General features: G+C 72.7%; 22 protein-coding genes. 11 read left to right on the top strand and 11 right to left on the bottom strand.

The window, feature by feature from the left end; all coding sequences use genetic code 11:
- The first annotated feature begins 25 nt into the window (after window positions 1-25).
- Window positions 26-976: an AraC family transcriptional regulator gene (locus ON36_RS05465; protein WP_043648489.1), complete on the top strand. Its 951-nt coding sequence runs from the start codon at window positions 26-28 to the stop codon at window positions 974-976.
- Complete coding sequence (locus tag ON36_RS05470; protein ID WP_043648419.1) at window positions 973-1,395, top strand: acyl-CoA thioesterase; 423 nt, start codon at window positions 973-975, stop codon at window positions 1,393-1,395. Before ON36_RS05465 ends, ON36_RS05470 begins: the two co-directional genes overlap by 4 nt.
- Here the strand turns inward: ON36_RS05470 and ON36_RS05475 are convergent, their stop codons facing one another.
- From ON36_RS05475 to ON36_RS05485, 3 genes are all read right to left on the bottom strand, one after another.
- Window positions 1,396-1,623, bottom strand: coding sequence for a hypothetical protein (locus tag ON36_RS05475; RefSeq protein ID WP_043648421.1), 228 nt, complete (start codon window positions 1,621-1,623; stop codon window positions 1,396-1,398).
- A gap of 132 nt (window positions 1,624-1,755) precedes the next feature.
- Window positions 1,756-2,553 carry an SDR family oxidoreductase gene (locus tag ON36_RS05480; protein WP_043648424.1) on the bottom strand — a complete coding sequence of 266 codons (798 nt, stop codon included), beginning with the start codon at window positions 2,551-2,553 and terminating at the stop codon, window positions 1,756-1,758.
- A gap of 62 nt (window positions 2,554-2,615) precedes the next feature.
- Window positions 2,616-3,107, bottom strand: a complete 492-nt coding sequence (locus tag ON36_RS05485; RefSeq protein WP_043648491.1) for an Lrp/AsnC family transcriptional regulator — start codon at window positions 3,105-3,107, stop codon at window positions 2,616-2,618.
- 171 nt (window positions 3,108-3,278) lie between these two features.
- Between ON36_RS05485 and pdhA the strand changes: the two genes are divergently transcribed.
- The 4 genes from pdhA to ON36_RS05505 all read left to right on the top strand — a co-directional run bounded on the left by pdhA (window position 3,279) and on the right by ON36_RS05505 (window position 8,205).
- Entirely contained in the window at window positions 3,279-4,361 is a 1,083-nt protein-coding gene (pdhA, locus tag ON36_RS05490; RefSeq protein WP_043648427.1) for a pyruvate dehydrogenase (acetyl-transferring) E1 component subunit alpha, read from the top strand.
- Window positions 4,358-5,332, top strand: a complete 975-nt coding sequence (locus tag ON36_RS05495) for an alpha-ketoacid dehydrogenase subunit beta (RefSeq protein ID WP_043648430.1) — start codon at window positions 4,358-4,360, stop codon at window positions 5,330-5,332. Before pdhA ends, ON36_RS05495 begins: the two co-directional genes overlap by 4 nt.
- Before the next feature lie 41 nt (window positions 5,333-5,373).
- A complete protein-coding gene (locus ON36_RS05500; RefSeq protein WP_052313680.1) occupies window positions 5,374-6,702 on the top strand; it encodes a dihydrolipoamide acetyltransferase family protein in 1,329 nt (442 codons plus the stop codon).
- 78 nt (window positions 6,703-6,780) lie between these two features.
- A complete protein-coding gene (locus ON36_RS05505; RefSeq protein ID WP_083884926.1) occupies window positions 6,781-8,205 on the top strand; it encodes a nucleobase:cation symporter-2 family protein in 1,425 nt (474 codons plus the stop codon).
- Between the two features lie 12 nt (window positions 8,206-8,217).
- On the opposite strand, the gene ON36_RS05510 is transcribed toward ON36_RS05505, so the two are convergent.
- Window positions 8,218-9,420, bottom strand: a complete 1,203-nt coding sequence (locus ON36_RS05510) for a benzoate/H(+) symporter BenE family transporter (RefSeq protein ID WP_043648433.1) — start codon at window positions 9,418-9,420, stop codon at window positions 8,218-8,220.
- Window positions 9,421-9,547: 127 nt separating this feature from the next.
- Between ON36_RS05510 and ON36_RS05515 the strand changes: the two genes are divergently transcribed.
- Window positions 9,548-10,366: a sulfurtransferase gene (locus ON36_RS05515; protein WP_373281773.1), complete on the top strand. Its 819-nt coding sequence runs from the start codon at window positions 9,548-9,550 to the stop codon at window positions 10,364-10,366.
- A gap of 4 nt (window positions 10,367-10,370) precedes the next feature.
- Here the strand turns inward: ON36_RS05515 and ON36_RS05520 are convergent, their stop codons facing one another.
- The 4 genes from ON36_RS05520 to ON36_RS05535 all read right to left on the bottom strand — a co-directional run bounded on the left by ON36_RS05520 (window position 10,371) and on the right by ON36_RS05535 (window position 12,650).
- Window positions 10,371-10,811, bottom strand: coding sequence for a YiiD C-terminal domain-containing protein (locus tag ON36_RS05520; RefSeq protein WP_043648497.1), 441 nt, complete (start codon window positions 10,809-10,811; stop codon window positions 10,371-10,373).
- A 160-nt stretch (window positions 10,812-10,971) separates the two neighbouring features.
- Entirely contained in the window at window positions 10,972-11,337 is a 366-nt protein-coding gene (locus ON36_RS05525) for a hypothetical protein (RefSeq protein ID WP_157224794.1), read from the bottom strand.
- 217 nt (window positions 11,338-11,554) lie between these two features.
- A complete protein-coding gene (locus ON36_RS34555; RefSeq protein WP_157224795.1) occupies window positions 11,555-11,962 on the bottom strand; it encodes a thermonuclease family protein in 408 nt (135 codons plus the stop codon).
- A gap of 325 nt (window positions 11,963-12,287) precedes the next feature.
- Complete coding sequence (locus ON36_RS05535; protein WP_043648439.1) at window positions 12,288-12,650, bottom strand: hypothetical protein; 363 nt, start codon at window positions 12,648-12,650, stop codon at window positions 12,288-12,290.
- Between the two features lie 166 nt (window positions 12,651-12,816).
- Between ON36_RS05535 and ON36_RS05540 the strand changes: the two genes are divergently transcribed.
- Entirely contained in the window at window positions 12,817-15,627 is a 2,811-nt protein-coding gene (locus tag ON36_RS05540; RefSeq protein ID WP_444543627.1) for a DEAD/DEAH box helicase, read from the top strand.
- Window positions 15,628-16,374 (top strand): SWIM zinc finger family protein, encoded by a 747-nt coding sequence (locus tag ON36_RS05545; RefSeq protein WP_043648445.1) that lies wholly within the window; start codon window positions 15,628-15,630, stop codon window positions 16,372-16,374.
- Between the two features lie 7 nt (window positions 16,375-16,381).
- Here the strand turns inward: ON36_RS05545 and ON36_RS05550 are convergent, their stop codons facing one another.
- The 3 genes from ON36_RS05550 to icmF are packed head-to-tail and all read right to left on the bottom strand — an operon-like array spanning window position 16,382 to window position 21,147.
- The gene (locus ON36_RS05550; RefSeq protein ID WP_043648448.1) at window positions 16,382-16,789 is read right to left on the bottom strand and encodes a DUF3224 domain-containing protein; all 408 of its coding nucleotides are present in this window, start codon (window positions 16,787-16,789) and stop codon (window positions 16,382-16,384) included.
- A 42-nt stretch (window positions 16,790-16,831) separates the two neighbouring features.
- The gene (locus ON36_RS05555) at window positions 16,832-17,914 is read right to left on the bottom strand and encodes an amidohydrolase family protein (RefSeq protein ID WP_043648451.1); all 1,083 of its coding nucleotides are present in this window, start codon (window positions 17,912-17,914) and stop codon (window positions 16,832-16,834) included.
- Between the two features lie 11 nt (window positions 17,915-17,925).
- On the bottom strand, window positions 17,926-21,147 hold the full coding sequence (icmF, locus tag ON36_RS05560; protein ID WP_043648454.1) for a fused isobutyryl-CoA mutase/GTPase IcmF: 3,222 nt from the start codon (window positions 21,145-21,147) through the stop codon (window positions 17,926-17,928).
- A 137-nt stretch (window positions 21,148-21,284) separates the two neighbouring features.
- Here icmF and ON36_RS34125 point away from each other — a divergent pair, with 137 nt between their 5' ends.
- Window positions 21,285-22,304, top strand: coding sequence for a hypothetical protein (locus ON36_RS34125; RefSeq protein ID WP_043648457.1), 1,020 nt, complete (start codon window positions 21,285-21,287; stop codon window positions 22,302-22,304).
- Window positions 22,297-23,049 (top strand): enoyl-CoA hydratase (locus ON36_RS05570; RefSeq protein WP_043648460.1); only part of this gene is annotated, 753 nt, incomplete at its 3' end. The genes ON36_RS34125 and ON36_RS05570, both read left to right, overlap by 8 nt.

The raw sequence follows: 23,049 nt of genomic DNA on the forward strand, positions 1-23,049 counted from the left end.
CGGCGCACGGACCTACACTGGCCGGGTGGATGCTTTGGCCGGTCTGCTCGAGGGGCCGCGCGCCCGGGGCGCCTTCCTCATGTGCTCGCTGCTGAATCCGCCCTGGTCGCTCCGGGTACAGGACGAGGCGCCGCTGACCGTCGTCGCGGTGGTGCGCGGCGGCGCCTGGGTGCGGCCCGAGCAGGGCGAGCCGCGACGTCTCGGCGCGGGCGACGTGGCGATCTTCCGTGGGCCGCAGCCGTACACGGTCGCCGACCACCCGGACACCCCGCCGCAGATCCTGATCCTGCCGGGGCAGGTCACCACGACCCCCGACGGCGAGATCCTCTGCGAGACGCTGAATCTCGGTGTGCGCCAGTGGGGGACCGATCCCGACGGCGAGACCGCGCTGATCACCGGCACCTATGAATCCGCGGGCGCGGTGAGCACCCGGCTGCTGCGCGCCCTGCCCCCGGTCGCGGTGCTGCCCGCCGGGGAGATCGACGAGCGTCTGCTCGGCCTGCTGGTCGACGAGGCCGTCCTGGACCGTCCCGCCCAGGGCGCCGTGCTCGACCGCCTGCTCGACCTGCTGCTCATCGCCGCCCTGCGCGCCTGGTTCGACCGGGCCGACGCGCCCGCCTGGTACCACGCCTACAGCGATCCGCAGGTCGGCAAGGCGCTGCGCCTGCTGCAACACAATCCCGCCCACCCGTGGACCGTGTCGAGCCTGGGCGAGGCCGTCGGCATGTCCCGGGCGGCGCTGGCGCGGCGGTTCGGCGAACTGGTCGGCGAACCGCCGATGGCCTTCCTCACCGAATGGCGGCTCTCCCTGGCCGCCGACCTGCTCGCCTCCTCCGAGGCCACCGTGGAGTCGATCGCCCGCCAGGTCGGCTACAGCAGCGCCTTCGCGCTCAGCACCGCCTTCAAACGTCACTTCGGCGTGAGTCCCCGCGACCACCGGCAGGGCGCGGCCGCTGCACTATCGTCCTCGGCATGAGTGCGACGCAGTACCCGGTCCTGTGGCCGATGCCGACCCGGTGGGCCGACAACGACCAGTACGGCCACGTCAACAACGTGACCTACTACTCCTACTTCGACACCGCGGTCAACGCCTGGCTCATGCGCGCCACCGGCACCGACATCACCGCCCTGCCCGCGCTCGGGGTCGTCGCCACCACCTCGTGCACGTTCCACGGCTCGGTCAGCTTCCCCGACCAGCTCCAGGTCGGCCTGCGCATCGAGCGGCTCGGCAACTCCAGCATCACCTACGACCTGGCGATCTTCCGCGACACCGAGGCGGGCCCGGAACTGGCCGCCACCGGCAGCTTCGTCCACGTCTACGTCGACGCGGACACCCGCGAGCCGGTGCCGATCCCCGAGATCGTCCGGGCCGCCGCGGCCGAACTGGTGAACTGATCAGGAGGCGATGACCCCGACGTCGGGCCATTCGCCCGCCCGGCGGGCGCGGAGCGCGATCGGGCCCGCGGCGGTGCGGAAGTTCTCGTCGGAGTGCTCGGGCAGGGCGGCGAAGTTCGACTTGTCGATGACCACGGTCGAATCGAGCTCGTCCCGGCTCGGCCCGAAGTGGTATTCCACCGCCCCGGCGTCGTCGCGAACCTTCTTGAAGTACACCAGCACAGCCATGGGTCGATCTCCGTACCGCATCGTCCGACGTCCTCGGCCGGCGCAGATCGTGCTCCGGCCGAGGACAACTCTGGCAGAAACTGGAAGTTTGCGAGTGCGGTGCGGGAAAAATTCCGATCCGAAAAATTCGGCTCAGCCGGTGACGAGGTCCTGGAAGCGGCGCATCCCCGACAGCCACCGGTCGTAGTCCGAGCCCTTCTGCCGGTACATCTCCAGGACCTCCGGATGCGGCAGCACCAGGAACCGTTCGGCCGCCATCGCCTCGACGACCGCCTCGGCCACCTCCGCCGTCCCGAGCACCTTGCCCGCCGTCCGGACCGCGCGGATCGCCACCGCCGACGCCTCCGGCGCGTCCGGGATCAGGTCGCCGTCGAGCAGTGCGGTGTCGACGCCCATGGGGCACAGGCAGCTCACGCGCACGCCCCGGTCGCCGTAGGTGACCGCGAGCCACTCGGCGAAGCCGACCGCCGCGTGCTTGGTCACCGAGTACGGCGCCGACCCGATCTGCGTGAGCAGGCCCGCCGCCGAGGCCGTCGACACGAAGTACCCGCCCCCGCGCTCCACCCAGCCCGGCACCAGTAGTCGCGCGGCGCGCACGTGCGCCATCACGTTGACCCCCAGCGCCGCCGCCCACTGCTCCTCGGTGCTCTCCAGCCCGGGCCCGCCCCCGATGCCCGCGTTGGCGAAATACAGGTCGACCGGGCCGAATTCGCTCTCCGCGCGCGTGATCGCCGCGCCGATCACCTGCTCGTCGGACACGTCGCCGACCACCACCGGTGCCCCGAGGTCCGCCCCGACCCGCCGCGCGCCGTCCTCGTTCAGATCCGCTACCACGACCCGCGCCCCGCCGTCGGTCAGCCGCCGTGCGAGCGCCTCCCCGATACCCGCACCCGCGCCGGTGACGATCGCAACCTTGCCCGAAATCTCCATGGGCGCACGATAGCGACCGCCGCCCGGTCGCCGGGTCGCCTCGGCGAAATGGGGACCGGGCGCTACTCGGCCTGCGGCCCGGCCAGCCGGTCGAGCAGCGGGGCGGTGCGGGGACCGACCAGCTCGCGCATGATCAGCGACATCGTGGTGCGCTCGACGCCGGGGATCTTCAGCACCGCGCCTGCCAGCCGGTAGAGATCGTCGGCGTCGCGGGCGACGACGCGGACGGTGAGGTCGGTGGCGCCGGTCATGCCGCAGACCTCGGTGACCTCGGGGATCCGCGCGAGCTCGTCGACGACGGCGTCGAGCCGGTGCTGGTCGACGACCACGGCGACGAACGCCGAGAGCGGGTAGCCGAGGGCGCGCGGCTCCACGCGGCGCTCGAAGCCGGCCAGCACGCCGGCGGACTCCCAGCGCGCCAGCCGCGACTGCACGGTGTTGCGGGCGAGGCCGAGCCGGGCCGCCAGCTCGACGCCCGTGGCGCGGGGATGGTCGATCAGCTCGCGCAGCAACCGGGCGTCGGTGGCGTCGAGGGCGGGCTCGCGACTGGACATGGGTTGCAGTATGACAGGCAGCGTGGGGGTGCAGCAGTGCATTCTGCTCAGATTCGTGTCGTTCGCTTGCGCACCCGGCGCAACGGTGCATCCTGGGTGATACATCGCACACCCGCGATGGATCCACCCTGCGTCGGCCCACCCGCAGCCGATGGTGAGGAGGCGAGATCGATGCCGGACAAGCAGCCCTACCCGGTCCAGCTCGTGCAACCCGACGGCCGCCGTGTCCTCGACCGCGAGCACGCCGCGCTGGTCGCCGACGTCGGACCGGATCAGCTCCGCCGCCTCTACACCGACCTGGTGGTGACGCGCCGCATCGATGTCGAGGCCACCGCCCTGCAGCGCCAGGGCCAGCTCGGCCTCTGGCCGCCCCTCTTCGGGCAGGAGGCCGCCCAGGTCGGCTCCGCGCACGCGCTGCGCCCCGAGGACTACGTGTTCTGCAGCTACCGCGAGACCGCGGTCGCCTACTGCCGCGGCGCCGACCCGGAGATCCTGACGCGGCTCTGGCGCGGCGCCGCACACCACTGCTGGGATCCCGGCGAGCTGAACATGACCAACGCCAACATCGTCGTCGGCTCCCAGGGCCTGCACGCCACCGGCTACGCCTACGCCGCGCACCTCGACGGCGCCGACCTCGCGGTGATCACCTACTTCGGCGACGGCGCGACCAGCCAGGGCGACATCGCCGAGGCGCTCGGTTTCGCGGCCGCCTGGACCGCGCCGGTGGTGTTCTTCTGCCAGAACAACCACTGGGCGATCAGCGAACCGGTGAGCGTGCAGAGCCGGGTGCCGCTGGTGCGCCGCGCCTTCGGCTACGGGATCCCCGGCGTGCAGGTCGACGGCAACGACGTGCTGGCCGTGCTCGCGGTGACCCGCCAGGCCGTCGAACGGGCGAGGGCGGGCGGCGGACCCACCTTCATCGAGGCGCTGACCTACCGGATGGGCCCGCACACCACCGCCGACGACCCCACCCGCTACCGCACCGCCGCCGAGGCCGAGCTGTGGGAGCAGCGCGACCCGATCGACCGCGTGCGGCGGCTGCTCGACCGCGAGGGCCTGCTCGACGACGCGTTCGCCGCCGAGGTCGCGGCCACCGCCGACGACGTGGCCCGGCGGTTGCGGACCGCCACCGTGGAGATGCCCGATCCCGACCCGGCGACCCTCTTCGAGCACGTCTACGCGACCGAGCATCCGCTGGTCGCCGAGCAGGCCGCCGCGTTCGCCGCCTACCACGCCGAAGGAGCCACGTCATGATCACCACCTTCGCCGCCGCGCTCAACACCGGCCTGCGCCGCGCCATGGACGACGACGCCAAGGTGGTCCTGCTCGGCGAGGACATCGGCAAACTGGGCGGCGTCTTCCGGGTGACCGACACCCTGCAGAAGGACTTCGGCGACAACCGGGTCATCGACACGCCGCTGGCCGAATCCGGCATCATCGGAACGGCTTTCGGCATGGCGCTGCGAGGCTACCGGCCCGTGTGCGAGATCCAGTTCGACGGGTTCGTCTACCCCGCCTTCGACCAGATCGTGTCCCAGGTCGCCAAGATCCACTACCGCACGGGGGGAAAGGTGCGGGCGCCCTTGACGATCCGCATCCCGTTCGGCGGCGGCATCGGCGCGGTCGAGCACCATTCCGAATCGCCGGAGGCCTATTTCGCGCACACCGCGGGGCTGCGGGTGGTCAGCCCGAGCACCCCCGCCGACGCCTATGCCATGCTGCGCCAGGCGATCGCGCTCGACGACCCCGTGATCTTCTTCGAGCCCAAGCGCCGCTACTGGGACAAGGCCGACGTCGACTTCGACGCGGCGCCGGACCTGCCGCTGCACCGGGCCCGCGTCGTGCGCGCGGGCGCCGACGTCACCGTCGCCGCCTACGGCGGCACCGTCGCGACCGCGCTCGCCGCGGCGAAGATCGCCGCGGAGGAAGGACATTCGCTCGAGGTCGTCGATCTGCGCAGCCTCTCGCCGCTCGACACCGACACCCTCGCGGAGTCGGTGACCAAGACCGGCAGGCTCGTGATCGTGCACGAGGCACCGGTGTTCGCCGGGCTCGGCGCCGAGATCGCCGCGCGGATCACCGAGCGCTGCTTCTATCAGCTGGAGGCGCCGGTCCTGCGCGTCGGTGGCTACGACATCCCCTACCCCCCGGCTAAGCTCGAAAAGCATCATCTGCCCGACCCCGACCGCATCCTGGCCGCGGTCGACCGGAGTCTGGCTGCTTGACCCGATCGGCGACGAATCCGAGAGAGCCTGAGAGGTGCCGCGTGCCCGAATCTGCCGCCGACGACAGCCACATCCTCGAATTCCGGTTGCCGGATCTCGGCGAGGGCCTCGCCGACGGTGACCTGGTGTCCTGGGCGGTGGCTGTCGGCGACACGGTCGAACTGAACCAGACCATCGCCGAGGTGGAGACGGCCAAAGCCGTTGTCGCGCTGCCCTCCCCGTTCTCCGGGACGGTCGTGGAGCTGCTCGCCGAGCCGGGGGACACGGTGCCGGTCGGCGCGCCGCTGATCCGGGTGCGCAACGACCTCGAGGTGGTTTCGCCGCCGACGGCCGAATCGGTCGGCCGCCCCGATGTGCTCGTCGGCTACGGCCCGGAGGCCGAGGCGACTTCGCGCAGGCGGCGCGGCGCGCCCCCGGCGGCCATGGCCGCGACCACACCGAGCGCGCACCGGGCCTCGGCGACGCCCGCGGCCCGCAAGCTGGCGCGCGAGCTCGGCATCGACCTGTGGTTCGTCGCCGGGTCGGGGCCCGACGGCGCGGTGACCGTCGCCGACGTGCGCGCCGCGGTCCCGGTGACCGCGCCCTCGGCCGCGCCACGCGCCGCGGGCGACCCGTCGGCGCCGCCGGCACGCAGGCCCGACGGCACCGAGGGCACCGCCGGATTCCGCGAGCGGGAGGCGCGTGAGCCGGTCGCGGGGGTGCGCAAGCGGACCGCCGCGGCCATGGTCGCCAGCGCCCGCACCATCCCGCAGGCCAGCACCTTCGTCACCGTGGACTGCACCGCCTCGATGGAACTGCTCGACCACCTGCGCACCACGCGTTCGTTCGAGGACGTCCCGCTGACGCCGCTGTCGCTGGTGGCCCGCGCGGTGCTCGCGGCGATCGGCGACCATCCCGGGATCAACGCCGTCTGGGACGAGCAGAACCAGCAGATCGTCACCAAGCACTACGTGAACCTCGGCATCGCGGTGGCGACCGAACGCGGGCTGCTGGTGCCCACCCTCAAGGAGGCCCAGACCCTGAGCCTGCGCGAGCTCAGCCGCGAGATCGCCTGGCTGGCCGAGACCGCCCGTTCGGGCACCGCCACCCCCGCCGATCTGCTCGGCGGCACCTTCACCATCACCAACGTCGGCGTCTTCGGGGTCGATTCCGGTGTGCCGCTGGTGAATCCGGGGGAGGGCGCGATCCTGTGCCTCGGCGCGATCCGGAAGCGGCCGTGGGTGCACCGCGACGAGCTCGCGGTGCGGTGGGTGACCACGCTCGGTGTCTCCTTCGACCACCGGATGATCGACGGTGAGCTCGGCGCCCGCTTCCTCGCCACCGTCGCCGGGTTCCTGGAGGACCCGTTGACCCTGCTCAGCCGCGTCTGAATCGATATATCCGGGTCGTCACCGGGCGGAAACACGGGCTGAATACGCCCGACAAGACGCCGGGATAGACCTGGGGGCATGAGCCGGGAACACTCCGTCGACGTCCGGTTGCCGTTCGCGCGGCTCCTGGTGTTCGGCATCCAGCACGTCTTGATCATGTACACCGGGTGCATCACGGTGCCCCTGGTCTTCGGCGCAGCGGCCGGGCTCGACCGGGCGACGGTCGGCCTGCTGATCAGCGCCGACCTGCTCGTGGCCGGCATCGTCACGCTGATCCAGAGCCTCGGCGTCGGCCGGCTGGCCGGCGTGCGGCTGCCGGTGGTGTGCGGGGCCACCTTCGTCGGTCTCAACCCGATGATCCTCATCGCGAAGGAGTACGGGCTCGACGCCGTGTACGGCTCGATGCTCGTCGGCGGCGTCCTCGGAGTCGCGCTGGCCTGGCCGTTCGCGCGGGTCGTCCGGTTCTTCCCCCCGCTGGTCACGGGGACCGTGCTGACCGTGGTCGGGGTCTCGCTCATCGGGGTGGCGGGCGGGCTGGTCGTCGGGACCGACCCGGCCGCACCGGGTTACGCCGCGCCCTCGCGGATCGGGCTCGCCGCGCTGGTCGTGCTCGTCGCGGTGGGCTTCCTGTGTCTCGGTCGCGGCGTGTGGTCGCAGCTCGGCGTGCTGATCGCGCTGGTCGCCGGGATCGTGGTCGCGATACCGATGGGCCTGGTCGGTACCGCCGGGCTGGGGTCGGCGAGCTGGCTCGGGCTGCCCCAGCCGTTCCACTTCGGCACGCCGGAGTTCCCGGTGACCGCGGTCGTGGCGATGAGCATCGTCATGGCGGTGGTGTTCGCCGAGTCGACCGCGAGCATGCTCGCGCTCAGCGAGATCACCGGAAAGACCCTCACCAAGGGGGATCTCGCGCGCGGGCTGGTCGGCGACGGACTCTCCGGCGTGCTCGGCGGCGTGTTCACCGCCTTCGTCGACACCGTGTTCAACCAGAACGTCGGGGCGGTCGCGGCGACCCGGGTCCACAGCCGCTACGTCACGGCGGTCAGTGGCGCGATCCTGGTGGTCCTCGGACTGGTGCCGCGCGTCGGCGAGATCGTCGCGCTCGTGCCCCGGCCCGTGGTCGGCGGCGTCGGGCTGGTCCTGTTCGCCACGGTGGCCGTCGTCGGCATCGACACGCTGCGCAGGGCCGACCTGCTCGACCGGGTGAACGCCACCATCGCCGCGACCGCCATCGGGGTCGGGCTGCTGCCCGTGCTGACCGAGGGGATGTTCGACGGGTTCCCGACCTCGGCGCGGATCCTGCTCGACAGCGGCGTCACGCTCGGGGCCGGCGTGGCGTTCGCGCTCAACCTCGTGTTCAACCACACCCGCCTCGGCGCGCTCGCGCGGGGGAGCGCGGGGGCGGACGAGGCGGCCGGCGCCACGGACAGCACGGACAGTACGGACGGCACGGACGGCATCGGCGCGGCTACCCCGAGCACGCCGTCGCCGGCGGTCGCGGGCTGATCCGGCGGGCCGTCAGCTCGCGGGCAGGAACCGGCGGACGACGAGCCCGGCGACCAGGGCCCAGAAGGCGGCCCCGATGCCGAACAGGGCGGTGCCCGACGCGGCGACCAGGAAGGTGACCACGCCCGCCATGCGGTGCCCGCTGTCGCTCAGGGCGCCGGTCAGCGCCGCGGCGAGGGTCGCGAGCAGGGCCAGGCCCGCCACGGTCTCCAGGGTGCCCGCCGGCGCGGCGGCGATGAAGGTGACCAGCGCGGCCGAGAACAACCCGAGGACGAGGTACACCGCGCCCGCGGTCGCGGCGGCGAACCAGCGGCGCTTCGGGTCGGGACTCGCGGCGGGGGCCGCCGCCAGGGCGGCGCTGATCGCCGCCAGATTGATCGCGTGGCCGCCCGCCGCGGCGCCCGCCACGGTGCCGACGCCGGTGACCAGCATCGAGGCCCGCCACGGGACCCGGTAGTCGAAGGACCGCATGACCGCGACGCCCGGGATGTTCTGTGAGGCCATCGTCACGATGTAGAGGGGCACCGCGATGCCGATCAACGCCTGCCAGCTCCAGTGCGGCACCGTCCATTCCACCGTCGGCGCCATCGCCGCCACGTCCAGGCTCCGGTGCCGCGCCACCAGATCGACCGCCGTGCCCGCCACCGCGACCGCGAAGGCGACCAGCACGGCCCAGCGCGGCGCGTACCGCTGCAGGATCAGCCAGACCGCGATCACCGGCACCACGATCGCCGGGCTGGTCGCCAGCGCCCGCACCGGCGCCAGGCACAGCGGCAGCAGCACGCCGGCGAGCATGGCCTGGGCGATCGGCACCGGGATCGCGGCCACCAGGGCGCCGAGCCGCTGCCACAGCCCGGTCACCACGATGAGCGCGCCGGTCACCACGAACGCGCCGACCGCGGCGGGCCAGCCACCGGCGACGAGCCCCGTGCTCGCCAGCAGCGCGGCGCCCGGGGTCGACCACGCCAGCGTGATCGGGATCCGGTAGCGCAGGCTCAGCACCAGGATGCCGACGCCCTGGGTCAGGCACAGCGCGAGCAGGCCCGACGCGGCCTGGGCGGGGGTCGCGCCGACCGCGCGCAGGCCGCTGAGCACCACCGCGAAGGAACTGGTGAACCCGACGAGCGCGGTGATGGCACCCGCACCGAGCGGCTGGCCCCAGCCCGGTGCCGGGCGTTCGGTGGCGGTGTCGGGAGAGTCGGCGACCTCGGTCATGCTGCGATCGTGCCCGCCCCCGGCGGTGCTGTCAGTGGCCGGTGCCGAGAAACTGGCTCCTTCCGTCACCGCGCCTGCGTAGGCTGGTCGGACCGGACTCGACGGAACCGACACGTGAGGAGCTGGGTTGAGCGCGGTGTTGATCTCCCCGGACGAACTGCGGGAAGAGCTGGCGGACAAGGCGATCCACCTGCTCGACGTGCGCTGGGCGCTCGGTGATCCCGACGGGCCGCAGCACTACCTGGACGGCCACATCCCGACCGCGGTGTTCGTGGACATGGAGACCGAGCTGGCCGCGGCCCCGTCACCCGCCCAGGGCAGGCATCCGCTGCCCGATCCCACGCAGCTGGAGAAGTGCGCGCGCAGCTGGGGCCTGCGCGCCGGGGCGCCGGTCGTGGTCTACGACGCCACCGGCGGTCTCGCCGCGGCGCGCGCCTGGTGGCTGCTGCGCTGGGCGGGGGTGAGCGACGTCCGCATCCTCGACGGCGGCCTGCCCGCCTGGATCGCGGCCGGCGGCGAGGTGGTCAGCGGCGCCGAACCCGATCCCGCGACCGGCGACGTGGTGCTGTGTCCGGGCGCCCTGCCCGTGATCGACGCCGACGCCGCGGCCCGCTGGCGGGGTCCGCTGCTCGACGCGCGCGCCCCCGAACGCTTCCGCGGCGAGGTCGAACCGGTCGATCCGAAGGCCGGGCACATCCCGGGCGCGGTGAGCGCGCCGACCACCGACAACCTCGACGCGAGCGGCCGGTTCCGTCCGGCCGCCGAGCTGCGGGCCCGCTTCGCCGCGTTCGGCGACGGCCCGATCGCGGTGTACTGCGGGTCCGGGGTGACCGCCGCCCACCAGATCGCGGCGCTGGCCGTGGCCGGCATGGACGCCGCGCTGTACCCGGGCTCGTGGTCGCAGTGGTCCAACGACCCCAAACGGGCGGTGGCCACCGGCGCCTGAGCCGTCAGCGGGCGCGCAGCTGGTAGAGGCCGACGGTCTCGGCGACCACGGTGCCCTCGGCGTCGGTGATCGTCGCCTCCAGCGTGAAGTCGCACTTGCCGTGTTCGGCGGCGACCGCGCCGATCCGGCGCAGCGACTCCTCCGGCAGGCAGGTCTCGGCGCGGACGTCGCTGAGCGCGGGCCGCTTGTAGGTGATCTTCAGGTCCTTCACCAGCGGGTAGAACTTCGCCTGATCGAAGGCCGGGATCGCGATGAGCCCGCCGAGCACCTCGGCGACGGTGAACAGCACGCCCGCGTACATGACGCCGAAGTGGTTGCCGTTGCCCGCGATCGGGGCCGTCGCCGCCGCGAAGCCGAACCGGACCTCGGCGGCGCGCACCCCCAGCGCGTGGGCGGGCGGCACCGCGGCCTCGAGCGCGGTGTTGGCGAAGTCGGCGTACGTCATGCCGTACACGGTACGAACAACGGCCGCCGCCCGAAGTGAAAACGCCGCAACTCAGCCACGGCCCGCGACGATCCGCGCCAGGACGCGGCGATCGGCCTCGGTCACCGGCGGACCGTGGTCCACCCCCCGGGAGCCGGACAGCGCCCACCGTCGCGGCAGGTCAGTCGGGCGCGAACCCGTTGATCTCGAAGGAAATCACGACAGCGGCGACCGCGGCAGCTCCCAGGACGAACGTCACCGTCGACGCCAGTGCGAGAACCCGGACGCGCCGCCACCGGGACAATGCCGACCCGGCGGGAATCGCGACGAGTACCGGTACCAACCACGTCATCCAGTACCACGGCGAGATCGGTGCAGTGTCGCTTCGGTATCTCTCGGGGGTCGCCGGGAGCTCGGGGACGTCGAGGGCGTTCTGCAGCAGCGCGACCAGGGGGAAATAGGCGATCACCGCGAGTATGCCGCCGGCGACGACTCCGAAGGTCGCCTGGACCGGCGCATCGGTCGTCGTGCGGTTCGTGTCGGTCATCTCCCCCACCTGTTTCCGACCCGACCAGGAACGCACCCCGCCGGATACCAGGAACGAACGGCGAGGCCGAGTTCCTCGCTCCGCGCCATGAGGTTCACGGCGGACCGGGGCTCGGTGCCGTAGTCGTCGTCGGTAGGGAAAGTGTAGATGTCGCGGAGAGGGCTGCGGACTCTCGGACGGACTGTCGTACGCGTGGCAGCCTTCGCCGGTCGCGGCGCTAGTCCGTGACGCCGTTGCAGGTCGCCGGGTTCCACAGCCCCAGATGGTGGGCGCGCGCATACCGCGCCGCGGCGCGGAACTCGCGCTGAAAGCGGTAGGGGTGCGAGGGCGAATACGTGTACTCGTATCCGAAACCCTGGGCGATCTGGTCGAGATTGAACAGTGCGCCGTCCACCCAGACATAGGCGAGGAGCCGACCGTATCGGTCGGTGCGGTCCTGCGACGGATCGGGCCGCACGAGCACTCGCTTGTGGGCGAGCAGCTGTGTGGCGTGGTGCGCCGCCTCGGCACCGAAGCACTGCACCGGCGTGCGCGGATCCTCGGTTTCCGGGGTGTCCAGACCGAGCATCCGGATCTTCACCTCGCTGCTGTCCCGCAGGATCGCCACCGTGTCGCCGTCGATCACTCGTGACACCGGGAACGGCCCCTCCGCATCGGCCGGAACCGGAACCGGACTCGGCAGCTCGTCGGCCGGTGGCGCCGACCCGACGCCGGGCGCCGGGCCACACGCCACCGCCGACGACACCGTCATCACGGCGCAGACGGCCGCGATACCGTGCCTCACGTCCCGCGCACCGCGCGGTCCCGGGCGCCGCCGCACCACGGAGATCACGCCGCGCCGCCCGCGACCTCGGTCGCCGGGCCGCCCGCATCCGGACAGCACGAGGACCGCCACCAGCCACCCCGCGATCCGCATACGCAGGTTGTAGCCGGTGGCACCGACAGGAGCGCTACAGCCAGGCGCGGGCCAGGATGTCGTCGGCGGCGAGCTCGGCCGAGTTGGGCGGGAAACGGCCCGCCTCGATCGAGGACACGTGCGTGCCGTCGTGCCCGATCACCCACGAGCCGCCGCGCTCCTCGCACTCGGCGATCTTGGCGAAGGTGGCCAGCAGGAAGGCGATCGAGTCGCGCGGGTCGGCCGTGTGGGCCAGGCGCTGGGATTCCCCCGGTCTCGACAGGTCGAGCCAGACGCCGGATTGTCCGTCCAGGCGCATGCCGACGATCTTTCCCGCGTCGACGAAGGTGAATTTGCGCCGCTCCCACGGGGTCGTGGGGGTGTAGCTCTGCTCGAGGACCTGGAGCAGAATTGTCATCGGTGTGCCCTCCGCGATAGCTGGTGTTGCTGGGCCGATGAAGTTGTCGCCGGCAGGGGTGACCGGCCATGACCTGGGGATATCCCAGTATGTTCCGGATCGCGGCAGAAATCCAGGGTGTGGGCGGGCGCGGTAGTTGTCGGCCCGGCCTGCTTGGATGGACGCCATGCTGCACGGTCTGTGGTCCCCGGGCCGGGGCCTGCTGCTGTGGCACGACACCGACCCGGTCGAGGTGCCGCCGCCGCTGGGCCCGGTGCTCGCCCGTGCCGGTTTCCGGCATCGGGCGCAGGTGCTCGTGGCCGGCCCCGACGAGCCGTACACGGCCGAGGTCCGCGCGCACGCGCTCGCCCCGGCCACCGCCGCGCGGGTGCTGCGGCAGCGGCTGCCCCGCGAGGCGGTCAGCGGTGACCTGCGCTTCCTCGGTCACGTCGCGCGCGGGATCGAACGCTGGGTCCGCGCGGGCCGGGTCGTGCCGCAGGTCGAGCGCGACGACGGGCAGTGGTGGGTGCGCTGGCGGCTCGTCGGCGGGCAGCGGCAGCGGGCCTGGCTGGCCGAACTGGCCGCCGCGACGCCGCCCGCGCTGCGCGTGCCGAGCGCCCCGACGGCCGTGCTCGACGACCTGGTCACCGAGCTGGCCGACCCCATCGCCCGCGAGTTCCTCGACCCGCGCCCGATGGTCCACCCGCTGGTTGGCTCCCTGGTCGATGACGTCCCGCTCGACGCGGGCTCCTACCGGCTGGCCGAGACCCTGACGAGCTGGCGCGCCGGCTACGCCGCCGACGAACCCGAACTGGTCCTGCGCCTGAGCGAACCCGACGGCGACTACGCCTCCGCCGACGAGTCGGTGGCGCTGTGGCGGCTGCAGGTGTGCCTGCGGCCGGTCGATCAGGCGCCCGCGCCGGTCGCCCTGCACGACGACCCGGTGCTGGTCCGCACGGCCGCCGAGAAACTCGGGCAGGCCCGCCTCGCCTACCCGCGGCTGCGCGACCTGCCCACCGACCCGCGCGGCCTCGACCTGCTGCTGCCGACCGAGGTGGTGGCCGACCTGGTCGCGCACGGCGCGCACGCGCTCCAGGCCGCGGGCATCCGGCTGCTGCTGCCCCGGGCGTGGCACATCGCCGAGCCGAGCATGCGACTGCGGGTCACCAGCCCGGCCGCCACCGAATCGGAGGTCGGCCTCGCCGGGCTGCTGTCCTACCGGTGGGAGCTCGCGCTGGGGGAGATGGTGCTGACCCGGCCCGAGATGGAACGGCTCATCCGCAGCAAGTCCGATCTGGTGCAGCTGCGCGGCGAGTGGGTCCAGGCCGACCACAAGATGCTCGCCGCCGCGGCGCGGTACGTCGCGCAGCACACCGACGAGCGCCCCATCACGCTGGCCGACATGATCGGCGACCTCGCGCACGAGCGGGTGGACGGGATCCCCGTCACCGAGGTCACCGCCACCGGCTGGGCGGCCGAATTGTTCGACCGGGAAAGGGAACTCGCGGAGGTGCCCGCCCCGGTCGGGTTGAAGGCGCAGCTGCGGCCCTATCAGGAACGCGGGCTGTCCTGGCTGGCGACGATGAACCGGCTGCGCTGCGGTGCGATCCTGGCCGACGACATGGGCCTCGGCAAGACCGTGCAGGTGCTCGCCCTGCTGGCCCACGAACGGGAGCACACGGACGAGACACGCGAGGCGGGCGAGGTCGGGGCGACGCTGCTGGTGTGCCCGATGTCGGTGGTCGGCAACTGGCAGCGCGAGGCCGCGCGCTTCGCCCCCGACCTGCGCGTACTGGTGCACCACGGCCCGGACCGGCTCGGCGGCGGCGAATTCGTCACCGCCGTCCGGGAATCCGACATCGTGCTGACCACCTACGCGCTGCTGGCCCGCGACGCCGCGCTGCTGGCGAACATCGAGTGGGAACGGGTGGTCCTGGACGAGGCCCAGCACATCAAGAACGCGGCGACCCGCCAGTCCAGGGCAGCCCGGGCGCTGCGGGCGCGGCATCGGCTGGCGCTGACCGGGACGCCCGTGGAGAACCGCCTCGAGGAGTTGCGCGCGCTGTTCGACTTCGCCATGCCCAGATTGCTCGGCAGCCCGCAGTCCTTCCGCGCCCGCTTCGCCGTCCCCATCGAACGCGACCGCGACCAGCAGGCCGTCGACCGGCTGCGCCTGATCACCGAACCGTTCGTGCTGCGCCGCCTCAAGACCGATCCGACCGTCATCAGCGACCTGCCGGAGAAACTGGAGATGACGGTCCGGGCGAACCTCACCGTCGAGCAGGCCGCGCTCTACCAGGCCGTCGTCGACGACATGATGGACAAGCTGAAGGACGCCAAGGGCATGGCGCGCAAGGGCGCGGTGCTCGGCGCGCTCACCCGGCTCAAGCAGGTCTGCAACCACCCGGCGCACTTCCTGGGCGACGGGTCGGCGGTGCTGCGCCGGGGCGGCCATCGTTCGGGCAAGCTCGCCCTGGTCGACGACATCCTGGAATCGGTGCTCGCCGACGGCGAGAAGGCCCTGCTGTTCACCCAGTTCCGCGAGTTCGGCGACCTGGTGCTGCCCTATCTCACCGAGCGCTTCGGCACCGCCGTCCCGTTCCTGCACGGCGGGGTCTCCAAGTCCGGGCGCGACGCGATGGTGGCCGAGTTCCAGGGCGAGCACGGTCCGCCGCTCATGCTGCTCTCGCTCAAGGCGGGCGGGACCGGGCTCACCCTGACCGCCGCCAATCACGTGGTGCACCTGGACCGCTGGTGGAATCCCGCCGTGGAGAACCAGGCCACCGACCGCGCCTTCCGCATCGGCCAGCAGCGCGCGGTCCAGGTGCGCAAGCTGGTGTGCGTCGACACGATCGAGGAACGCATCGACGACATGATCAACGGCAAGCGCGCGCTGGCCGACCTGGCCGTCGGCGCGGGCGAGAACTGGATCACCGAGCTGAGCACCGACGAACTGCGCGAGTTGTTCACCCTGGGCGCCGAGGCGGTGGGCGAGTAGATGACCGACTACAGCGTGTACGGCAAGCGGCGCCCGGTCCGGGGCGGCGCCGCGGTGCGGGGCGGCGCGCGGACCTGGTGGGGGCGGGCCCTGCTCGAGTCCGTGGAGAAGGTGGCCGACGCGGGCAGGCTCACCCGCGGCCGCACCTACGCCAGGGCCGGACAGGTGGTGAACTACCGGATCGAGCGCGGGGCGGTCACCGCCGAGGTGCAGGGCAGCCAGCCGCGCCCGTTCACCGCCGTGTTCGCGGTGCGGCCGCTGCGGCCCGAGGAGGTCGAGCTGCTCCTCGACACCATCCGGGAGTCGCCGGGCATGCTCGCCGACATCGCCGCGGGCGCGCTGCCGCAGGCGCTCGGCCCGATGCTGTTGCCGGGCACCGCGTCCGAGCTCGACTTCTCGTGCAGCTGCCCGGACCAGGGCTGGCCGTGCAAACATGTCGCCGCCGCCTGCTACGTCCTGGCCGACCGCCTCGACGAGCAGCCCCGCGAGATCCTCACCCTGCGCGGCCTCGACCTGGACGCGCTGATCGGCGGTATCGAGCGGACCGCGGGACCCGCCGCGGACGGCGACCCCTACGGCGACGATCTCGACCTGCCCGACCTCCCGCACCTGGAGTTCCGCGCCGTCCTCGACGACCTCGACCCCGCGGTCCTGCGGCGCGCGCTGCGCATGACCGCCGAGGACGAGACCGTCGCCGCGACCGGCCTGCGCGAACTACGGGACCTCTACACCGAATTCGACCGGTGAGCGCCGATCAGGGCAGCTCGTAGTCGAAGGTGATGTGGTGGCCGCCCCGCTCGTCCACCCACAGCGCGCCGCCGCCGGTGATGCCGCTCAGCTCGCCGGTGCCGCTGGCGGGCACGATGTGGAAGAACTCGTCGGTGCGGTCGGTGCCGCCCGTCGTGGCCGAATGCACGAAGCTGAACGCCCCGGCCCGGCCCGCCAGCGTGCCCTCGAACGTGTCGATGGCGATGTAGGTGCCCGCGCCGCTGGCCATGTCGAACGCGGCGGTGAACAGCGTGGCCGACTCGCCCGTGAGATCGCCGGAGTAGGTCTTCGACATCCGGGAGATGCCGACCGGCAGACCGGCCGTCACCGGCGGCTCGTTGGTGACGTCGGTGGGTTCGAACGCGGTGACCTCGAAGGTGCCCGTAGCTTTCATGCCGCGAGACTAACCGCGCCGTCCGACATCTCCGGCCGTCGCTCAGCCGTCGAGGTCGAGCCGGTACACGCGGACGGCGTTGTCGTGGAACACCTTCTGCAGGTCGCCGACGCTCGCGCCCGCGCCCGCCAGGGCGGTGGTGACCGTGTCGACCGCGCCCTCGAGCGTGGTGATGGGCCGGTCGACCGGGAAGTTGGAGCCCCAGATGAGCCGGTCGGCGCCGAACACGTCCAGCGCGTGGGTCAGCAGCGGGCCCACCCGGGTGACCAGTTCCGCGACGGGCGTGCCCTGGCCGCGCGGGGGCACCGGATGGCCGAGGATCGGCATCATCAGCCCGCTCACCTTCGCGGTGACGTTGGGCTGTTCGGCCAGCTCGGTGAGGTCCTCGCGCCAGCGGGCCAGCAGGGCGGCCCGGTCGCCCGGCGTGCGCCCGGTGCGCTTGCCGACCGGGCCGAAGGCGCCCGCGGGGGTGCCCAGGTGGTTGAGCACGATCGAGGCCTCCGGGTACCGTCGCGCCAGCGCGGTGACCTGCGGGATCTGGCCGGAGTACACCCACGCCTCGAACGACAGGCCGCGCTCGGCCAGGGTGGCGAAGCCGTCGAGGAACGCCGCGTTCGTCAGGGCGTCCGGGCGCGGGGTGTAGGAGCGCACGCCGCTGTCGGGATGGTGGGCGACCATCGTGCGGATACCGCGGAACAGCGGGGAGGCCGCCGCGTGCGCGTCGAGCAGCGCGGCGAAATCCGGGGCCGCCGGATCGGCCGAGCCGATGATCGCGCCGAGCGCGGGCGTGTCCACCCCGAAGGGCAGGCTCGCGACCCAGCGGGTCTCGGCCGCTTGGGGATTGGCGCCGGAGCCGGCCCACTCCGCCTCGACGTGCACGATCGCGCGCACCGGGGCGGCGCCCGCGTCGTCGCGGTAGTTCGCGGGCAGGTAGGGCCGGGTGTAGGCGGTGGCGTCGGCGGTGAACTCGGTGTCGCGGCTGGGGGCGAACCGCATCGCGAGGTCGAGGGGTATCGGCAGGAACCGCAGCAGTTTGGCGTAGACGCTGAACTTGCGCGGCGTCTCCAGCGGGTCCCACTGGTGGATGTGCGCGTCGACGATGCTGCTGCTCCCGGAACCGGTCATGGGCGCGATTCTCACACAGTGCGGCGGTACTGGCCCCCCACCGCGAAGAACGCGTCGGTGATCTGGCCCAGCGTGCACACCCGCGCGGCGTCCATGAGCTCGGCGAAGATGTTGCCGTCGGTGTGCGCGACCTCGGCCAGCCGCGCCAGCGCCCGCTCGGCCTCGTCGCGGTGCTCGGCGCGGAACTCCTCGACCCGGCGCAGCTGCCCGGCCCGCTCCTCCTCGGTGCCGCGCGCGAGCTCGATCGGGCCGTGCTCCGTGTCGCCGTGCGGAGGGCGGAAGGTGTTGACCCCGATGATGGGCAGCGTCCCGTCGTGCTTGCGCCGCTCGTAGCGCAGGGACTCGTCCTGGATGCGCCCGCGCTGGTAGCCGGTCTCCATCGCGCCGAGCACGCCGCCGCGCTCGCTGATCCGCTCGAACTCGGCCAGCACCGCCTCCTCCACCAGGTCGGTGAGCTCGTCGATGACGAAACTGCCCTGCAGGGGGTTCTCGTTCATCGCCAGACCCCACTCCCGGTTGATGATGAGCTGGATGGCCAGCGCCCGGCGCACCGAATCCTCGGTCGGCGTGGTGATCGCCTCGTCGAAGGCGTTGGTGTGCAGGCTGTTGCAGTTGTCGTAGAGCGCGATGAGCGCCTGCAGGGTGGTGCGGATGTCGTTGAACTGCATCTCCTGCGCGTGCAGCGACCGGCCCGAGGTCTGCACGTGGTACTTCAGCTTCTGCGAGCGTTCGCCCGCGCCGTAGCGGTCGCGCATGGCCACCGCCCAGATCCGGCGGGCGACCCGGCCGATCACGCTGTACTCGGCGTCCATGCCGTTGGAGAAGAAGAACGACAGGTTCGGGGCGAAGTCGTCGACGGCGAGGCCCCGCGCGAGATAGGTCTCCACGTAGGTGAATCCGTTGGCCAGGGTGAACGCGAGCTGGCTGATCGGGTTCGCCCCCGCCTCGGCGATGTGATACCCCGAGATCGAGACCGAGTAGAAGTTGCGCACGTTGTTCTGGACGAACCACTCCTGGATGTCGGCCATCATGCGCAGGCTGAACTCGGTGGAGAACAGGCAGGTGTTCTGGCCCTGGTCCTCCTTGAGGATGTCGGCCTGCACGGTGCCCCGCACGGTCGCCAGGGTGTTCGCGCGCACCTCCGCGGCCTCGGCCTCCGTCGGGGCGCGTCCCGACCGCTCCGCGAAGCGGTCGAGCGCCTGATCGATCGCGGTGTTGAGGAAGAACGCGAGCACGGTCGGGGCCGGGCCGTTGATGGTCATCGACACCGAGGTGGTCGGCGCGGTCAGGTCGAAACCGTCGTAGAGCGCGCGCATGTCGTCGAGGGTGGCCACCGAGACGCCGGACGTGCCGACCTTGCCGTAGATGTCGGCGCGCGCGGCGGGATCGTGTCCGTAGAGGGTCACCGAATCGAACGCGGTGGACAGCCGGGTGGCCTCGGCGTGCGCGCTGAGGACCTTGAACCGGCGGTTGGTGCGCGCCGGATCGCCCTCGCCGGCGAACATCCGCGCGGGGTCCTCGTTGTCGCGCTTGAACGGGAACACGCCCGCGGTGAACGGGAAGCGGCCCGGCAGGTTCTCCGCGCGCAGGAAACGCAGCAGCTCACCGTGATCGGTGTACCGAGGCAGGGCGACGCGCGGAATCGAGTTGCCCGACAGCGTCTCCCGGCGCAACGGGGTGCGGATCTCGCGGTCGCGCACCCGGACCACCTGCTCCTCGCCGCGGTAGGACTCCGCGACGGCGGGCCAGTCCGCCAGCAGCCGGGCCGACTCCGGCGACAGCGTGCCGCGCGCGGCCTCGAGCAGGGCGGCCACCGCGTCGTCGCCGGGCAGTTCCTCGTGCACGAGCGCCAGCCGCTGCACCCGCCGCGCGGCCGCGACCTGCCCGCTCGTCTCGGCGTGGTATCCGCGAACGGTCTCGGCGATCTCGGCCAGGTAGCGCACCCGGGCGGGCGGCACCAGCTGGGCGAAGCGGGTCGAGACCCTGGTGTCCACCCGCGGCAGCCTGCCCGGCGCGAGCCGCAGGCCCCGGGCGGCCAGTTCCCCGCACAGGTGCTGGTAGAGGGCGGTCACGCCGTCGTCGTCGAAGGTGGCCGCGCTGGTGCCGAAGACCGGCATGTCGGCGGGCTCGGCGGTGAAATCGGCGCGGTTGCGCAGCAATTGGCGCGACACGTCGCGCAGGGCGTCCTCGGCGCCGCGCCGCTCGAACTTGTTCACCGCGACCACGTCGGCGTAGTCGAGCATGTCGATCTTCTCCAGCTGCGAGGCCGCGCCGAACTCGGGGGTCATCACGTACAGCGAGAGATCGACGTGGTCGACGATGCCCGCGTCGCCCTGGCCGATGCCCGGCGTCTCCAGGACGACCAGGTCGTAGCCCGCCACCCGGCAGGCCGCGATCATGGTGTCGATGTCGTCGGGCAGCTCGTGGCGGCCCCGGGTGGCCAGCGAGCGGAAGAAGACCCGGTCGCCGTCGAGGGCGTTCATCCGGATGCGGTCGCCCAGCAGGGCGCCGCCCGCGCGGCGGCGGGTCGGGTCGACGGCGAGGACGGCCACCCGCAGCTTGTCCTGCTGGTCGGCGCGCAGGCGACGGATCAGTTCGTCGGTGAGCGAGGACTTCCCGGAGCCGCCGGTGCCGGTGATGCCGAGGACCGGCACCTCGCGGCCCGCGGCCTCGGCCGGCAGGGCGGCGCGTTCGGCGGCGGGCAGACTGCCCTGCTGCAGCGCGGTCAGGGTGCGCGCCAGGGCGGTGCGGTCGCCGGTGCGCAGCGCGGCCGGATCGGCGGGTTCGGCGGCCGGGTCGACGTCGCAGGCGCGGATCAGCTCGTTGATCATGCCGGGCAACCCGAGCCGCTGGCCGTCCTCGGGGGAGAAGATGCGGACGCCGACCGCGGCCAGCCGCTCGATCTCCTCGGGCACGATGACGCCGCCGCCCCCGCCGAAGATCCGGACGTGGCCCGCGCCCGCCGCGCGCAGCGACTCGGCCAGGTAGGTGAAGAACTCGACGTGCCCGCCCTGATAGGAGCTGACCGCGACGCCCTGGACGTCCTCTTCGACCACCGCGGCGACGATCTCGTGCACCGCGCGGTTGTGGCCGAGGTGGATCACCTCCGCGCCCTGGGCCTGCAGGATGCGGCGCATGATGTTGATCGCCGCGTCGTGGCCGTCGAACAGGGCCGCCGAGGTGACGAACCGGACCGGGTGGACGGGGACGTGCAGGGCGCTGGACTCGCTCATGGGTCGCCTCCGAAGCGAAGAAGCTCAGGCGTCAGATACTCGGACGTCAAAGTAATTCTAGCGTGATCCGGGTCACCGTCCCAGCGATCTCGGCATTGCCCGCACGCCGGGAACGATCCGGTGGGGACAATGGCCCGATGGACCGGGACGAGCAGTGGGGGGCGGCGCTGGGCGCACTGGTCGCGGCGGGCGTGCTGACCCGGGAACAGGCCGGTGCGGTGGTCGCGGAGGTGGCCGGCCGGGAACGCGCCCGCAGGGGGTCGCGGGGCAGGCTCGCGGGGGAGATCGGCGCCTATCTCGGCGCCGGCCTGGTCGCGGCGGGGCTGATGCTGCTGCTCGGGCGGTCCTGGGACGAGCTCGCGCCCACCGGCCGGGTCGTCACCCTGCTGATCGTGGCCGGTTCGGCGGCGCTGGGCGGGGTGCTGCTGGCCGGCGGCGGCCGGTCGCTGTTCCGGCGCGTACCGCCGCCCGCCGGGGTCCGCACCCGGCTGGCCTCGGTGCTGTTCGTGCTCGCCGCGCCCGCCTTCGCCGGCGCGGTCGGGGCGGCACTGGCCGAGGACCGGGTCACCCACGGCGAGGTGGGGGCGGCCGCCGCGGGATTCGCGGTCGCGGCCCTCGGCTACGTGGCGCTGCCCTCGGTGCTCTCCCTGCTGGCCACCGCGCTCGGCGGCGCGGCCACCGTCGTCGGGCTCGGCGACCTCGCGGGCTTCGCCGACTTCGGCACCGGCACGGCGCTGTTCGCCTTCGGCCTCGCGTGGTTCCCGCCGACGGCGGCGGGCAGGCTCGTCAGCGACTGGGCCGGCTACCTGATCGCGGTCGTCCTCGCGCTGCTCGGCGCCCAGGTCGCGGGCGACGGGCGCTGGGTCGGCTGGACGGTCGTCTACGCCGCCGTCGTCGCGGTGCTCTGCTTCGCCCTCTACGTCCGGCGCCGCGAACTGCTGCTCGTCCTCGGCGGCGCGGGCGCGGTGACCGTCGCCGTGGCCAACGCGGTGGACGCCGCGGCCGACGGCCCGGGCGGCGCGCTGATCGTGCTGGCCGTCGGCGCGGTCGTGCTCGCCGCCGGTGGCGTCGTCGTCGCCGCGGGCGGGGCGGCGAACTCCCGGCCCCCTGGGGATGAACCGGGCGGCCACCTCCCCGTATCGTCACGGTGTGAGTGAATTCGAGACGATTCTGCTGGAACGCAAGGGTGGAGCCGACGGCCGTGGCGGGGTCGGCTGGATCACGCTGAACCGGCCCAAGGCGCTCAACGCGCTCAACGCCCAGGTCCTCGACGACGTGATCGCCGCGCTCGACGAACTCGAGCGCGACCCGTCCATCGGCGCCGTCGTCATCACCGGCTCGGAGAAGGCGTTCGCCGCGGGCGCCGACATCAAGGAGATGGCCCCGCAGTCCTACATGGACATGTTCCTGGCCGACTTCTTCGCCCGCTGGGACCGCCTGGCCGGCTTCCGCAAGCCCACCATCGCCGCGGTCGCCGGCTACGCCCTCGGCGGCGGCTGCGAACTGGCCATGCTCTGCGACATCCTCATCGCCGCCGACACCGCCAAGTTCGGGCAGCCCGAGATCACCCTCGGCGTCATCCCCGGCATCGGCGGCTCGCAGCGGCTCACCCGCGCCATCGGCAAGGCCAAGGCCATGGACCTGATCCTGACCGGCCGCACCATGGGCGTCGAGGAAGCCGAGCGCGCCGGCCTCGTCTCCCGCGTCGTGCCCGCCGACCAGCTGCTCGACACCGCCCTCGAGGTCGCCGAGACCATCGCCGCCAAGTCGCTGCCGGTCGCCATGATCGCCAAGGAAGCGGTCAACCGCTCCTTCGAGACCAGCCTCGCCGAGGGCCTGCTGTTCGAGCGCCGGGTCTTCCACTCCCTGTTCGCCACGAACGACCAGAAGGAAGGCATGGCC

The sequence above is a fragment of the Nocardia thailandica NBRC 100428 genome (assembly GCF_000308795.1).
GTDB classification, from domain to species: Bacteria; Actinomycetota; Actinomycetes; order Mycobacteriales; family Mycobacteriaceae; genus Nocardia; species Nocardia thailandica.